We start from the raw sequence: 15233 nt of genomic DNA on the forward strand, positions 1-15233 counted from the left end.
GGGCGGCGGCCGTGGAGCGCGAAGTAACCATCAGGATCTCTCCGTTGACGCGATTCGATTCGTCGGCAGTACTCAGTGAACGGTTGCGTTCACTGAGGGGGACTCACTACCGTGGCGAAGAGTGAACGGGGTCGTTCACTAATTCTTCCGTGGGGGATCCATAGTGACAACTTCTCCGGTGGACACACAGACCAAGAACGAGCCGACTCGCGCCGGAGGGCGACCGGGCATCGCCCTGACCGTCATCGCCGCCTGTCAGTTGATGGTCGTCCTCGACGCCACCATCGTGAACATCGCCCTGCCGCACATCCAGGACGCGCTCTCCTTCTCGACGACCGACCTGTCGTGGGTGCTCAGCGCCTACACGCTCACCTTCGGCGGCCTCCTGCTCCTCGGCGGACGTGCCGGCGACATCCTGGGCCGCCGCCGGGTGTTCATGGCCGGCATCCTGCTCTTCACGTTCGCCTCGCTGCTCGGCGGTTTCGCCCAGGAGCCCTGGCAACTGCTCGCCGCGCGGGCCCTGCAGGGCGTGGGCGGCGCGATCGCCTCGCCCACCTCGCTCGCGCTGATCACCACGACGTTTCCCGAAGGACCGGAGCGCAACCGGGCGTTCGGCGTGTTCGCCGCGGTCTCCGCCGGTGGCGGCGCGATAGGCCTGCTCGCCGGCGGAGCGCTCACGGAGTGGCTCGACTGGCGCTGGGTCTTCTTCGTCAACGTGCCGATCGGCCTGCTGATCGCCTTCCTCACCCCGCGCTACATCGCCGAGTCCGAGCGCCACCCGGGCCGGTTCGACATCGCGGGCGCCGCGACGTCGACGCTGGGCATGGCGGCGCTGGTCTACGGGTTCATCCGGGCGTCCGAGAAGGGGTGGAAGGACGGCCTGACCATCGGCTCCTTCGTCGCGGCAGTGGTCCTCCTCGTGGCCTTCGCCGTGGTGGAGTCCCGGGCCGGGGAACCGATCACGCCGCTGCGCATGTTCGCGGACCGCAACCGCTCGGGCACGTACGTCATCATGCTGAGCCTGTCGGCCGCCATGTTCGGCATGTTCTTCTTCATCGTGCTGTGGGTGCAGAACGTCCTGGACTACAGCCCGGTCCAGGCCGGATTCGCCTTCCTTCCGGTGACCGTCGCGATCGGCGTCGGCGCGGGGCTCGCCCAGCGGCTGCTGCCGGTCCTCGGCCCCAAGCCGTTCATGGTGACCGGAGCGACGCTCACCGGCATCGGCCTCTTCTGGCTGACGTTCATCTCGTCGGACAGCAGCTACGTCGGCGGGGTACTCGGCCCGATGGTCGTGTTCGGATCCGGCATGGGCCTCAACTTCGTGACGCTCACGCTCACGGCCGTCTCCGGAGTCGCCCAGCACGAGGCGGGCGCCGCCTCGGGTCTGCTCAACGCCACGCAGCAGGTCGGCGGCTCGCTCGGCCTCTCCATCCTGGTCACCGTCTTCGGCACGGCCAGCCGCGAGGAGAGCGAGAAGCAGCTGCCGGACTTCCTCGCGCACTCGACGCCCAAGGAACAGGCCGAGGCGCTGAAGGCGCACGAGCTGCCCGCGCCCTGGGGCCACGAGGTGCTGACCTCGGGCATCTCCTCGGCCTTCACGGCCGCCGTCGGCATGGTGCTGATCGCGCTGGTCACGGCCGTCCTGGTGATCCGGGTCCGCAAGAGCGACCTGGAGGCGCTGAGCGGCCGCGCCGAGGCTGCGGGGCCGGTGGCCTGATCACCCGCCGATGCCCCCCTGGGCCCCGTCGGGGGTCCAGGGGACATCGGGCCGTTTCAGGCCGTGCGGGACACCATGCCGCTCCAAGCCGTGCGGGACATCACGCCGTTCCAAGCCGTGCGGGACATCACGCCGTTCCAAGCCGTGCAGGACATCACGCCGTTCCAGCCGTGCAGGACATCGAGCCGTTTCAGACCGCCCCGTCCGGGACCCACCCCGGAAGCTCCTCGGTCTGCCGCAGCCAGTCCGCCGGCGGCGCACCGGCCGCCGTAGAGGCGACCACGCCTCCGGCGATGGCGCAGGTCGTGTCGACGTCGCCGCCGACCTGCGCTGTCGTCCAGAACACCCGCTCGAAGTCGCCGAGCCCGCGCGCGGCCGACCAGAGCGCGAAGGGAACCGTGTCGTGGGCGCTCGTCCGCCGTCCGCTGCCCAGCACCGCGGCGACCGTGCTCGCGTCGCCGTAGTCGAGCATGTCGCGGGCCCTGCGCAGGCCCGCACCGACCGCGCTGCGCGGTACGAGGGCGATGACCCCGTCGAGCAGCGCCTCGGGCGTGGGCGGTCCGGCGGGGTCGGCGGCGATCGCGGCCGCGGCGGCGACGGCCATGGCGCCCACCACGGCCTCCCGGTGCTGGTGGGTGGTGTACGCCGAGATCTCGGCCTGGTGGGTCGCCTGCTCGGGGTCGTCGGCGTACCAGGCTCCCAGCGGCGCGATCCGCATCGCGGCGCCGTTGCCCCAGGACCCCTGCCCGTTGAAGAGCGCGGCGGCCAGTTCCCGCCAGTCGCCGCCCTCCCGGATGAGCCGGAGCATTCGGTTGACCGCCGGGCCGTAGCCCCGGTCGAAGTCGTGGTGGTGTGCGAAGGACAGGGCCAGGGCGTCCTGGTCGATCCGGGCGTGCTGGACGAGGACGGCCAGGACGGAGCAGGCCATCTCGGTGTCGTCGGTCCACTGCCAGGGGCCGGCGGGCAGCTCGCGCCGCTTCAGCAGGGGGTAGTGGGCGGGTACGAAGAACTGGGAGCCCAGGGCGTCTCCCACGGACAGCCCGCGCAGGCTGGCCAGGGCGCGGTCGAAGCGCCGGTCGGGTGAGGAGTCAGCGGTCATCGGTCTGCCACTCTATCCGGTGGGGCCGTACGGTTCCGGGGTACGCCAGCGTTCGAACGGCCTGTCCAGGCGGTATCTGCCGTCCTCGCCGAGGAGGAGCGTGCGGGTCTCGGCGTTGCCGGGGTTCGACAGCGATTCGAAGTCGGCGACCGTCCAGTGGAACCAGCGCATGCAGAACAGCCGCATGGTCAGCCCATGGGTGACGAGGAGGACGTTGGGCGGGTGGTCGGGCGCCTCGAAGCTGCGGTACAGGCTCTCCAGGAAGGCGCCGACGCGGTCGTAGACGTCGGCACCGGACTCGCCCTGCGCGAAGCGGTAGAAGAAGTGCCCGTACGCGTCCCGGTAGGCCTTCTGCAGGCGTACGTCCTCCCGTTCCTGCCAGTTGCCCCAGTCCTGCTCCCGCAGCCTCGGCTCCTCCCGCACCCGGACCTGCCCCGCGGGAAGCCGGAAGGCCCGGAGGGTCTCGTGAGTGCGGCGGTACGGCGAGACGTAGACGCTGACCGGCTCCTCCCCGAAGAGCTCCCGCAGCCGCTCCCCCGTCTCCTCCGCCTGCCGCCACCCGGTCTCGGTCAGCCTCAGGGCGTGGTCGGGCTCCCGTTCGTACACCGTGTCATCGACATTGCCCTCGGACTCTCCGTGCCGTACGAGAACGATGCGCCGCGGTCTTGCCATACCCCGACCCTAGATCGCCCCTCTCCGGCAGGCGCAGCCGAGGCGGTGCCCGGAGTCCATCCGGGGTAGGCGCCCGCCCCGGGGACGCCGACGGGCTCAGACCGTCCAGGTCGGTTCGAGCTGCACCACGTCCCCGTTCAGGGCCGCCACATCGGCCGCGGTACGGGCCCGCAGCCCGAGCCGCTCCACGCGCTCGACCCGGTACTTTCCGTGCTCGGCGGCGGACTGCCACATCGAGAGCACCAGGAACTCGCTGCCGGGCGCCTCGCCGAACAGGCCCCGCAGCATGCCGGGCGACCCGGCCATCGCCGGGTTCCACACCTTCTCCTGCATGAGCGCGAAGTGCTCGGCACGGTCCTCGTGGACCCGGCAGTGCGCCACCCGCGCCACGTCGGCGTCGGCGAAGCGCGGCTCGAAGCCGGTCTTCACGTCGAAGCGGTGGTCGAAGAGCTTGACCTGGATGTCCTTGAACGTGCCCACCTGCGCGGCCGCCAGACGATCGTGCGACCGCGCCATGAACGAGTCGTAGAAAGCCCTGCTCTCCCAGAACGCGAAGATATGGGCGACGTCCGGGCGACCCCGGCTCCACCCGCCGCCCTGTCCCCGGAATCCCGGCTCACCGAGCAGCCCCGCCCATTTCCGCTGTCCCCGCTCGAACCCTCGACGGTCCACGACGGTGCAGCGAATCCACTTGACCAGCACCGCGCCATCGTACGGGCCCGGAGAGCGCCCCGGCAGACCCCGTCAGACTCCCGCCGCGTGCACGCGTTCCAGTCCCGCGCGCTCCTCGGCGTCCAGTTCGATCCCGAACTCGGCTGCCAGCGTCGCGGCCAACTCGTCGGCCGTCAAGATCCGTTCCTCGACGGATCCGTCCGTGCGCACGAGCGAGAGCGTCTCGCGCAGCAGTGATCTCCGCACGTCCGTGCCCGGCCTCTGGGCCACGATCTGGCCGAGGAAACGTGACTGCGGATGGCTTGAGCTGTAGTGGTTCAGGACGGTGAAGTCACCGGGCTGGTACGCCTGCGGCGAGAACGCGTACACGTCCATCCAGCCCGTCGCCCGCAATGAGCGCAGCACGTGGGTGCCGTCGTCCTCGACGCCGATGCCGAACGTCCAGCCGTCCTGCTCCACACGCACGCCGTCCCGCAGCGGCACGGGCTCCAGCGGCCCCTGCCAGCCGAACCCGACGTCGGCGAGCCACTGTTCGCCCTCGACCGTCACCGCGAGGAGCGCGTGGGTGACCGGCGGCAGCGCCGCACCCCGCGAGCGGTTGCGCGCACCGCGGCCCGCCACCTGGAAACCGATCTGTTCGAGGGCCGCCGCCAAGAGGGAGTTCTGCTCGTAGCAGTAGCCTCCCCGGCGCCGCTCGACGAGCTTGGCCTGAAGGCTCTTCAGGTCCAGGGGTATCGGCCTTCCCAGAGCGACGTCGAGATTCTCGAAGGGAATGGTCGAGGCGTGCGCCCGATGAAGGGCCGTCAAGGTCCGCAGATCAGGGGCGAGTTCTCCGCCGCTCCCGATGTCGTATCCGATTCTGGCCAGATATGCGTCGAGATCCAGCTCGTCACCGCTCCACAAACCGCTCTCCCCCTCAAGCGCCGGGTCCTCTGTCGTAGGCACATGACACCATGAGCAATCGGCCCAGGACCACGGGCTTTTGAACGGGGCGACGATACGAGGCGAGGCGTGCGCGGGGGCGCGCGCGGAGAGGGGAAGCACCATGAGCGGACTCAACAAAGGGGTGGGACGCGTCGAGGTCACGCTCAAGTGGGACCCCGCGCCGACCGGCATGCCCGCCCACGACCTGGATCTGGTCGCCGGGGTCTTCCCCACGGGCGACCCGTACGGCGCGCCGGCCCATCTGGTGCACTTCGGCAGCCGCTCCCCGGACGGCACGATCACGCTCCACCGCGACAGTCGCACGGGCCAGGGATTCGGCTACGACGAGGCCATGACGCTGGAGCTGGACCGGCTGGACCCGCGGTACGCGCGGGTGGTGGTGGGCGTGGCCATACAGCAGGGCGGTGGGCGGCTGACCTTCGGCGACATAGAAAACACGGGCATACGGGTCCGCGAGGGCTACACCGACCTGCTGACCCACGACTTCGCGGACGTCCCCGGGGCCCGTTCGGCGACGGTCGTGGAGTTCACCCGCGACGGAGCGGACGGCTGGTCGTACCGCTCGATCAGCCGCGGCTTCGACGCCGACCCGCAGACCTTCGGCACGCTCCTGGGCTCCGCGCCGGCCTGACCCGGCGCAGGCGAAAAGGGGCGCCGACCGGTGGTCGGCGCCCCTTCACGGGCGATCGGACGGACGATCCGGTGCGCTCAGCGGCTTCCGCCGCTCAGCGCACCGGCCGGCGTCAGCTGCAGCCGCTGGTCGAGCCGCAGCCCTCGCAGATGTAGCAGGAGCCGGCCCGCTGCATCTTCGTGCCGCAGGAGAAGCAGAGCGGGGCGTCGGCGCTGATGCCGAGCTGCATCTCGACGAGTTCCGCGGAGGTGTGGGCCTGCTTCGGGGCCGGGACCTCGACCTTCGCCACGGGGGCGGCCACGGCCTTCAGCTCGTGGCTGACGGGGGCGGACTGGGCCAGACCCTCGACGTCGACCTCGTCCTCGGCGGGCTCGTACGAACCCGTCTCCAGGTGGCGCTGACGCTCCTCGGCCGAGTGGATGCCGAGGGCGGAGCGGGTCTCGAAGGGCAGGAAGTCCAGCGCCAGTCGGCGGAAGATGTAGTCGACGATCGACTGCGCCATCCGCACGTCCGGGTCGTCCGTCATGCCGGCCGGCTCGAAGCGCATGTTGGTGAACTTCGAGACGTAGGTCTCCAGCGGGACGCCGTACTGCAGGCCGACGGAGACGGCGATGGAGAAGGCGTCCATCATGCCGGCGAGGGTGGAGCCCTGCTTGGACATCTTCAGGAAGACCTCGCCGAGACCGTCGTCCGGGTAGGAGTTGGCGGTCATGTAGCCCTCGGCGCCGCCGACGGTGAAGGAGGTGGTGATCCCCGGACGGCCCTTGGGCAGGCGCTTGCGGACCGGACGGTACTCGACGACCTTCTCGACGGCCTCGCGGATCGTCGCCTCGGACTTCGCGGTGACCTCGGCCTTCTCCTCCTCCTTCTTCTTGGCGGAGAGCGGCTGGCCGACCTTGCAGTTGTCGCGGTAGATCGCGAGCGCCTTGACGCCCATCTTCCAGGCCTCGAAGTAGACCTCCTCGACGTCCTCGACCGTGGCCGTCTCCGGCAGGTTCACGGTCTTGGAGAGTGCGCCCGAGATCCACGGCTGGATGGCGGCCATCATGCGGACGTGGCCCATCGCGGAGATGGAGCGCTCGCCCATGGCGCAGTCGAAGACCTCGTAGTGCTCGGTCTTCAGGCCGGGGGCGTCGATCACATTGCCGTGCTCGGCGATGTGGGCGACGATCGCCTCGATCTGCTCCTCCTGGTAGCCCAGGCGGCGCAGGGCCTGCGGGACGGTGCCGTTGACGATCTGCATCGAGCCGCCGCCGACGAGCTTCTTGAACTTGACCAGGGCGAGGTCGGGCTCGAGGCCGGTGGTGTCGCAGGACATCGCGAGACCGATGGTGCCGGTGGGGGCGATGACCGAGGCCTGGGCGTTGCGGAAGCCGTTCTTGGCGCCGAGGCGGATCACGTCCTGCCAGGCCTCCGTGGCGGCGGCCCAGATCGGCGAGTCCAGGTCGTCCATGCGGACGGCCTTGGTGTTCTCGTCGGCGTGCTGCCGCATGACGCGCTGGTGCGGCTCGGCGTTGAGGGCGTAACCGTCGTACGGGCCGACGACCGCGGCGAGCTCGGCGGAGCGCTTGTACGAGGTGCCGGTCATCAGGGAGGTGATGGCGCCGGCGAGGGCGCGGCCGCCGTCGGAGTCGTACGCGTGGCCGGTCGCCATCAGCAGGGCGCCGAGGTTGGCGTAACCGATGCCGAGCTGGCGGTAGGCGCGGGTGTTCTCGCCGATCTTCTGGGTGGGGAAGTCGGCGAAGCAGATGGAGATGTCCATCGCGGTGATGACGAGCTCGACGACCTTGGCGAAGCGCTCGACGTCGAAGGACTGGTTGCCCTTGCCGTCGTCCTTGAGGAACTTCATCAGGTTCAGCGAGGCGAGGTTGCAGGACGTGTTGTCCAGGTGCATGTACTCGCTGCACGGGTTCGAGCCGTTGATGCGGCCGGACTCGGGGCAGGTGTGCCAGTGGTTGATCGTGTCGTCGTACTGGATGCCCGGGTCGGCACAGGCCCACGCGGCCTCGGCCATCTTGCGGAAGAGCGCCTTGGCGTCGACCTCCTCGATGACCTCGCCGGTCATGCGCGAGGTGAGGCCGAACTTCCCGCCGGACTCGACGGCCTTCATGAACGTGTCGTTCACGCGGACGGAGTTGTTGGCGTTCTGGTACTGGACGGACGTGATGTCGTCGCCGCCCAGGTCCATGTCGAAGCCCGCGTCGCGGAGGGCGCGGATCTTCTCCTCCTCCTTGACCTTGGTCTCGATGAAGTCCTCGATGTCGGGGTGGTCGACGTCGAGGATGACCATCTTGGCCGCGCGGCGGGTGGCGCCGCCCGACTTGATCGTTCCCGCGGAGGCGTCGGCGCCGCGCATGAAGGAGACCGGGCCGGAGGCGTTGCCGCCGGAGGAGAGCAGCTCCTTGGAGGAGCGGATACGGGAGAGGTTCAGGCCGGCGCCGGAGCCGCCCTTGAAGATCATGCCCTCTTCCTTGTACCAGTCGAGGATGGACTCCATGGAGTCGTCGACGGACAGGATGAAGCAGGCGGAGACCTGCTGCGGCTGGGGCGTGCCGACGTTGAACCAGACCGGCGAGTTGAAGCTGAAGATCTGGTGCAGGAGGGCGTAGGCCAGCTCGTGCTCGAAGATCTCGGCGTCGGCGGGCGAGGCGAAGTAGCCGTAGTCCTCGCCGGCCTTCGTGTACGTCTTCACGATCCGGTCGATGAGCTGCTTGAGACCGGTCTCGCGCTGCGGGGTGCCGACCGCACCGCGGAAGTACTTGCTGGTGACGATGTTGACCGCGTTCACCGACCAGAAGTCGGGGAACTCGACGCCACGCTGCTCGAAGTTGATCGAGCCGTCGCGCCAGTTGGTCATGACGACGTCACGGCGCTCCCAGGCCACCTCGTCGTACGGATGCACGCCGGGGGTGGTGTGGATGCGCTCGATACGCAGGCCCTTGCTCGCCGACTTGGCTCCCTTGGTGCGGGAACCACGTGCCGGGCCGCTCGCCGTCTCTGTCATGCCGCCTCCCATATACGGGCAAAACACACTTTGGCACCCAGATAGTCCCAGGGCACCGTCTTCTGTACGTCGTTCTGTACTGCTGCCACAGGGACCACAGAGGGTCGCCCGGGGCACGTCTGCCGGGCCGCACGGCGGCCGGTCGCCGGGCCGTCGAGCGGCCCGGTCCGCCGATCAGTCGGCGGCGGTGGCGGGAACGGGGACCTCAGGGGTCGCGCCGGTCCCGCGGTTCTCAGCGGGAGGCCGCACGCGGAGCTCCGCGATGGCGGCCTCGAAGTCTTCGAGGCTGTCGAAAGCCTTGTACACGGACGCGAAGCGCAGGTAGGCGACGAGGTCGAGCTCCTGCAAGGGGCCGAGGATGGCCAGGCCCACGTCATGGGTGGTCAGCTCGGCGCTTCCGGTGGCGCGCACCGCCTCCTCGACCCGCTGGCCGAGCTTGGCGAGGGCGTCCTCGGTGACCGGTCGCCCCTGGCACGCCTTGCGCACGCCGGAGATGACCTTGGTACGGCTGAAGGGCTCGGTGACGCCGGAGCGCTTCACCACCATGAGCGAGCACGTCTCCACCGTCGTGAAACGACGGGAGCAGTCGGGGCACTGGCGGCGGCGTCGGATCGACGTCCCGTCGTCGGTGGTGCGACTGTCGACGACACGGCTGTCGGGGTGCCTGCAGAAGGGGCAGTGCATAGGTTCCGACCCTCCTCACGGCACGACTGACGAGCCTCGCCCGGCCCGTCAAGGCCCTGCGAAGCGACCACCAGCATAGGCGATACGGGCACCCCCGGCGGACCGAGGACCACTACCCCTGGGTGGTCGATGCCATCCAACCACTAGATCTTGGGTTGGGGCGGTTTCGACTGCTCCGCGTGTCGCGGCGCGGACACTCCCGCGGATCCTCACCTTCGGGTGCCACACTGGGAGGTGCACCGGTTGCTCGCGACCCAGCGGCGAAGGCTACCGTAACGACCGATTCGGGACGGCGGAGCAAGCGGGCTCATACACCCCCGCACATACACGCGTAAGGCAATCTGCGAATTTTCACTCGAACGTGTGTTTGGCGCAACCTTTCGAAAGCCACTACCGTTGTGCCAGCCAGGGAGACCATTCGAGAGGGGCCGACGACGTGACCACCACCGCAGACAGTGCCACCATCACCGCCCAGGACCGCTCCCAGGGCCGACTCGAGCCGGTGCACGCCATGAATGACGCAAGCATGAACGGCGAGGAGCCCGGGCGACCCGCCCGCGCCCTCCCCGGGCGACCTCCAGGCATCCGCGCCGACAGCTCCGGTCTCACGGACCGGCAGCGCAGGGTCATCGAAGTCATCCGAGACTCGGTCCAGCGGCGCGGTTACCCGCCGTCGATGCGGGAGATCGGACAGGCGGTCGGCCTCTCCAGCACCTCATCGGTGGCGCACCAGCTCATGGCGCTCGAGCGCAAGGGCTTCCTCCGCCGCGACCCGCACCGGCCCCGCGCCTACGAGGTCCGCGGCTCTGACCAGCCGAGCACCCAGCCGACGGACACCACCGGCAAGCCGGCCGCGTCGTACGTCCCGCTGGTCGGCCGGATCGCGGCCGGTGGCCCGATCCTGGCCGAGGAGTCCGTCGAGGACGTCTTCCCCCTCCCCCGCCAGCTGGTCGGCGACGGCGAGCTGTTCGTCCTGAAGGTCGTCGGCGACTCGATGATCGAGGCCGCCATCTGTGACGGCGACTGGGTTACCGTCCGCCGCCAGCCCGTCGCGGAGAACGGCGACATCGTCGCCGCGATGCTCGACGGCGAGGCCACCGTCAAGCGCTTCAAGCGCGAGGACGGCCACGTCTGGCTGCTCCCGCACAACGCGGCGTACCAGCCCATCCCCGGCGACGAGGCCACCATCCTCGGCAAGGTCGTGGCGGTGCTGCGGCGGGTGTGACGCTCCCCGCCGGCTCTGACCGGGCCCCGGGACCCACTGCGCCGGTCCCGGGGCCCTGCCGTGTCCTGACACCCCCTAGGCGTCGGCCGTCTTCGAGGCGGCGTCGATGGCCGCGAGCGACTTCCGCACCTGGTTGCGGTCCGTGGTGTACCAGAAATCGGGCAGCGAGGCCTTCAGATAGCTGCCGTAGCGGGCAGTGGCCAGCCGGGGATCGAGGACCGCCACGACGCCCCGGTCGCCGGTGGCGCGCACCAGTCGGCCGGCGCCCTGGGCCATCAGCAGGGCCGCGTGGGTCGCCGCGACGGCCATGAAGCCGTTCCCTCCGGCCTCCTCGACGGCCTTCTGCCGGGCACTCATCAGCGGGTCGTCCGGGCGCGGGAACGGGATCTTGTCCATGACGACCAGCTGACAGCTGGGCCCCGGGACGTCCACGCCCTGCCAGAGCGAGAGCGTGCCGAAGAGACACGTCTTCGGGTCGGCCGCGAAGTTCTTGATCAGCTCGCCCAGCGTGTCCTCGCCCTGGAGCAGGATCGGCAGCTCCGGGATCCGGGTCCGCAGCTCCTCCGCCGCCTGCTGCGCGGCACGCATGGAGGAGAAGAGACCGAGGGTCCGCCCGCCGGCCGCCTGCATGAGTTCGGTGAGCTCGTCGAGCATGTCGCCCCGCTCCCCGTCGCGCGCGGGGCGCGAGAGGTGCTTGGCGACGTACAGGATGCCCTGCTTCGGATAGTCGAACGGGGAGCCGACGTCGATGCCCTTCCAGACGGGCAGGTCGTCGCCCGTGGTGCCCTCGGGGGCCAGTCCGAGGGAGGCCCCGACCCCGTTGAAGTCGCCGCCGAGTTTGAGCGTGGCCGAGGCGAGCACCACGGACCGCTCCGTGAAGAGCTTCTCCCGCAGCAGGCCCGAGACGGTCAGCGGCGCGACCCGCAGCGAGGCCCCGAACCGGTCGTGGCGCTCGTACCAGACGACGTCGTACTCGGAACCGTGGGTGATCCGCTCCGCCACTCCGTGCACGGTCTCCACGGAGGCCATGGCCTGCTTGCGCACCGCGTCCTCGTCCTGCACGGCCCGGTCCCGGGTGTTGCCCAGGGCCGTGATCACGGCGCGGGCCGCGTCCCGCAGCGCCATCAACGCGTACGCGAGGTCTTCCGGGATCTCCTCCAGGCGGCCCGGCAGCGCCAGCTCCATGACCCGCTCGAAGCCCTCCGCGGCGGTCTGCAGCTGGTCGGCCGTCTTCTCGTCCACGAGCTTCGCGGCCCGGCGCACAGCACGGTTGACCTGGCCCGGCGTGAGCTCGCCGGTGGCGACACCCGTGACCCGGGAGACCAGCTCATGGGCCTCGTCGACGATCAGCACCTCGTGCTGCGGGAGCACCGGCGCGCCCTCGATGGCGTCGATGGCGAGGAGGGCGTGGTTGGTGACGACGACGTCCGCGAGCTTGGCGCGCTCGCGGGCCGCCTCGGCGAAGCACTCCGGCCCGTACGCGCACTTGCTCGCGCCGAGGCACTCCCGGGAGGAGACCGAGACCTGGGCCCAGGCCTTGTCGGAGACGCCCGGCGTCAGGTCGTCCCGGTCTCCGGTCTCCGTCTCGTCCGACCAGTCCCGCAGCCGCAGCAGGTCCTGGCCCAGCTTGCTGGTGGGCGCGGCCGCCTCGAAGGGGTCGAAGAGGCCGTCCTCCTCGTCCTGCGGGACGCCTTCGTGGAGCCGGTGCAGACAGAGGTAGTTCGACCGGCCCTTGAGCATGGCGAACTGCGGCCGGCGGCGCAGCTGCGGATGCAGCGCGTCGACCGTCCGGGGAAGATCGCGCTCGACGAGCTGGCGCTGGAGCGCCAGGGTGGCCGTGGCCACCACCACCCGCTCGCCCTGGGCGAGGGCCGGCACGAGGTAGCCGAGCGACTTGCCCGTACCGGTGCCGGCCTGGACGAGGAGGTGGGAGTTGTCGTCGATGGCCTCGGCCACGGCCTCGGCCATGGTGACCTGGCCGGGCCGCTCCGTGCCGCCGACGGCGGAGACGGCGGCGTGGAGGAGGTCGGGGAGGGATGGCTTCGTCATAGCCCTCCCACCCTACGGGGCGGCACTGACAGCCGGGTCACGCGAGCGGATTGGGGACGGTTCCATGGACGGCCGCGTGCGGACGCTCGGGCCGGTCCCGGTAGCCGTCCAGGTGCAGACGGTTGCGGTTGAGACAGAGCCGCTCGATGCGCGGTGTCAGGAGGTCGAAGAGCTCGAACCGTTCCTTCAGCTCGGGGAAGCGCGCCTGGTGCCGCAGGATCTCCGCGCGGACGAGGCTCCAGAAGTCCTCTTCGGGCACGCCGAGTTGTTCCTCGCAGAGCGGCGCCAGGTAGCGGAAGACACCGACGAAGAGCCCCGAGTGGATGAACTGGATCAGGAATCCGGGCTCCTCCGTCAACAGGACGGCCCGGACGTCATCCGGAAGGGTGGCGTGTTCGGGAAGGGGCTGGGCACAGATGTTCACATCGTCGACGAAGTCCTTGATCGCCAGGCGCACGGGGACGTCGTCGCCGTCGTACACGACGATGGCGTTCTCGCCGTGGGGCGAGAAGACGGTGCCGTACCGGTAGAGGAAGTGCAGCAGCGGGGGGAGCAGAGCGGTGAAGAGGTGCTGGAGCCAGACGACGGGGGCGAGCCCGGAGCGCTCGACGAGCTCGGCGACGAACGCCCGGCCGTCCGGGTCGGTGTGGAGGAGGGAGGCGAGGGTGCGGGCCCGCTCGCCGGGGGGCAGTTTCAGGGGCTCTCGCCAGATCGCGCCGAGCAGTTCCTTGTACTGGTAGGGCACTTCGGGCAGCCGGTCGTACAGCGGGTGCTCGACCGTGACGGAGGCGACCTCGCCGAGGAGGATCACCCCGCACTCGTCCCGCAGGAACGGGTCGGCCTCGCGCAGACCGTGGACCCAGGCGGTCACGGCGGGCGCGGCGAGGGTCCGCTCGGTGGGCAGTCCGCGCCAGACGAGGGTGTTGAGGACCGACAGCGGCAGCTTCACGGTGTGCCGGTCGGGGCGGCTGGTGTTGAGGAAGGTGCGGACGGACTGCTGCGGCAGACGGAGGTCGCCGTCGGCGGGGAGCGGGACGACGGTCCCGGCGGCGATGGCCGGGGCGTAGAGCGGCAGCAGGATCTCGTCCCACTGCCAGGGGTGGACGGGCAGCAGGAGGTAGCCGTCGGGTTCGTGGCCGCGGGCGGTCAGCGCGGCGCGGAAGGCGGCGTGCACCTCGGGGTCGAGTTCCCGGGCGTAGAGCCGGTCGGGGGTGTCGAGGCCTGTCACGCCCCGGTAGGCGGCGATGCGGTTGCTGACGGCGATCCACGGCAGTCGGGTCACGCGGCGGGCCTCGGGGGCCCAGCGGGCGGCGTCGGTGGCGGAGAAGCCGACGCGGCCCTTGTTGAGGACCAGCCAGGGGTGGCCGGTCTGGTGGCCTTCGAGTTCCGCGTAGGAGAGCTCGGCGAGGCGGGCGGCGGTGAGGGCGGTGTGGTCGAGGCGGGCGTCGGCGGCCAGGGTGGCGGAGAGCTCGCGGATCAGATGGCCGAGGGTGGCGCCGTCGAGCCGGAGGAGGCGGCGGGCGCGGACCAGGAAGTCGAAGGGGTCGGTGAGGGGGCGGCCCTCGTGGGTGACGGAGCCAGCGGTGACGCGCCAGCTGCCGTAGGCACCGCGGCGGGCACGGAAGGTGAGCGTGGTGCCGTCGTCGAGCCGCAGTGCATGACGGTCGGGCTCGCCGTCGTCCAGGGGGACGGGTTCGACGATCTCCTCGTAGGCGAACTCGGAGAGGGCCTTTTCGAGGAGGCGGGAGGACGCCCGGGTCCAGGCGGTGGCGTTCAGCTCGGGGGGCGCGAGCAGTTCGGGTGCCGGGTCGGGTCCGGTGGTGGGAGCCGGGGCGGCTGGGGCGGGTCGTGCGGAGTCGTGAGGTGCAGGGGACGTCGACACGAGGACTCCTCGGGGTGGGAACCGCTGTGGGTGGAGCGGCGTTGGCAAGGCAGGGGTGTTCACAGAACGTGACGAAGGGCCCGGTCGCGGATCATGAGCGCGGCTCTTTTGTCGGGGAGGTCGACTTCCGCCGCGAAGCGGAAGCCGCCGCTGAGGAAAGCGGAGACGGAGGGGGTGTTACGGATGTCGGGTTCGGCGAGGACGCGGGTGCAGCGGGGACGGTGGTCGAGGACCAGATCGGCGACGGCGCGCAGGAGCGTGGTGCCGACGCCGCGGCCCCGGTCGGTGACGCCGCCGATCAGCAGGTGGACACCCGTGTCGTGGGGAAGCGCCGGATAGTGCCGGGCGAGCGGGTCGAGGTCGGCGCGGTAGATCTCGAAGTAGCTCATGGGTGTGCCGTCGAGGACGCCGAGGCAGGGGACGCTCCGGCCGTCGCCCTCCAGTTGGGCGCGGACGTGCTCGGCGGTGACGGTGTCGGGTCCGGCGAGCTCCCAGAAGGCGGCGACGGCGGGGTCGTTCATCCATCGGGTGAGCAGCGGCAGGTCCCGTCCGAGTCGCACGGGTACGAGCCGGAAGGAGCCCACGGGGGTGTCGGTCGGCCCCCAGGCGGCGACGGAGTCCAGCAGATCGCCGTCGAGGAGGGCGACGAGGTC

Annotated in this window: 13 protein-coding genes; 4 read left to right on the top strand and 9 right to left on the bottom strand. The window is 70.4% G+C overall.

Annotated features, from left to right (window positions below):
* Positions 1-163 precede the first annotated feature (163 nt).
* Both CCN56_RS30710 and CCN56_RS46000 read left to right on the top strand, forming a co-directional pair.
* Complete coding sequence (locus CCN56_RS30710; RefSeq protein WP_086831199.1) at positions 164-1717, top strand: MFS transporter; 1554 nt, start codon at positions 164-166, stop codon at positions 1715-1717.
* 18 nt (positions 1718-1735) lie between these two features.
* On the top strand, positions 1736-1990 hold the full coding sequence (locus tag CCN56_RS46000) for a DUF4573 domain-containing protein (RefSeq protein ID WP_086831200.1): 255 nt from the start codon (positions 1736-1738) through the stop codon (positions 1988-1990).
* Here CCN56_RS46000 and CCN56_RS30720 read toward each other — a convergent pair.
* The 4 genes from CCN56_RS30720 to CCN56_RS30735 all read right to left on the bottom strand — a co-directional run bounded on the left by CCN56_RS30720 (position 1908) and on the right by CCN56_RS30735 (position 5207).
* The gene (locus tag CCN56_RS30720) at positions 1908-2816 is read right to left on the bottom strand and encodes an ADP-ribosylglycohydrolase family protein (RefSeq protein ID WP_086831201.1); all 909 of its coding nucleotides are present in this window, start codon (positions 2814-2816) and stop codon (positions 1908-1910) included. The genes CCN56_RS46000 and CCN56_RS30720 overlap by 83 nt on opposite strands.
* A gap of 12 nt (positions 2817-2828) precedes the next feature.
* Positions 2829-3488 (bottom strand): histidine phosphatase family protein, encoded by a 660-nt coding sequence (locus CCN56_RS30725; RefSeq protein WP_086831202.1) that lies wholly within the window; start codon positions 3486-3488, stop codon positions 2829-2831.
* A 96-nt stretch (positions 3489-3584) separates the two neighbouring features.
* A complete protein-coding gene (locus tag CCN56_RS30730) occupies positions 3585-4190 on the bottom strand; it encodes a YdbC family protein (RefSeq protein WP_086831203.1) in 606 nt (201 codons plus the stop codon).
* A 42-nt stretch (positions 4191-4232) separates the two neighbouring features.
* Positions 4233-5207, bottom strand: a complete 975-nt coding sequence (locus CCN56_RS30735; RefSeq protein WP_086831204.1) for an arylamine N-acetyltransferase — start codon at positions 5205-5207, stop codon at positions 4233-4235.
* On the opposite strand from CCN56_RS30735, the gene CCN56_RS30740 reads away from it, so the two are divergent.
* Entirely contained in the window at positions 5206-5736 is a 531-nt protein-coding gene (locus CCN56_RS30740) for a TerD family protein (protein ID WP_086831205.1), read from the top strand. The genes CCN56_RS30735 and CCN56_RS30740 overlap by 2 nt on opposite strands.
* 112 nt (positions 5737-5848) lie before the next feature.
* Here the strand turns inward: CCN56_RS30740 and CCN56_RS30745 are convergent, their stop codons facing one another.
* Positions 5849-8740: a vitamin B12-dependent ribonucleotide reductase gene (locus CCN56_RS30745; protein WP_086831206.1), complete on the bottom strand. Its 2892-nt coding sequence runs from the start codon at positions 8738-8740 to the stop codon at positions 5849-5851.
* 174 nt (positions 8741-8914) lie between these two features.
* On the bottom strand, positions 8915-9424 hold the full coding sequence (gene nrdR / locus CCN56_RS30750) for a transcriptional regulator NrdR (RefSeq protein WP_030325324.1): 510 nt from the start codon (positions 9422-9424) through the stop codon (positions 8915-8917).
* A gap of 436 nt (positions 9425-9860) precedes the next feature.
* Here nrdR and lexA point away from each other — a divergent pair, with 436 nt between their 5' ends.
* Positions 9861-10649, top strand: a complete 789-nt coding sequence (gene lexA / locus CCN56_RS30755) for a transcriptional repressor LexA (RefSeq protein ID WP_015036661.1) — start codon at positions 9861-9863, stop codon at positions 10647-10649.
* Between the two features lie 75 nt (positions 10650-10724).
* On the opposite strand, the gene CCN56_RS30760 is transcribed toward lexA, so the two are convergent.
* The 3 genes from CCN56_RS30760 to CCN56_RS30770 all read right to left on the bottom strand — a co-directional run.
* Positions 10725-12698, bottom strand: a complete 1974-nt coding sequence (locus CCN56_RS30760) for an ATP-dependent DNA helicase (RefSeq protein ID WP_086831207.1) — start codon at positions 12696-12698, stop codon at positions 10725-10727.
* Between the two features lie 37 nt (positions 12699-12735).
* On the bottom strand, positions 12736-14580 hold the full coding sequence (locus tag CCN56_RS30765) for an IucA/IucC family siderophore biosynthesis protein (protein WP_256962261.1): 1845 nt from the start codon (positions 14578-14580) through the stop codon (positions 12736-12738).
* Between the two features lie 59 nt (positions 14581-14639).
* A partial coding sequence (locus tag CCN56_RS30770) for a GNAT family N-acetyltransferase (RefSeq protein ID WP_086831208.1) occupies positions 14640-15233 on the bottom strand: 594 nt, incomplete at its 5' end.

The organism is Streptomyces sp. NRRL B-24572, assembly GCF_002156145.1.
Taxonomy (GTDB): domain Bacteria; phylum Actinomycetota; class Actinomycetes; order Streptomycetales; family Streptomycetaceae; genus Streptomyces; species Streptomyces vietnamensis.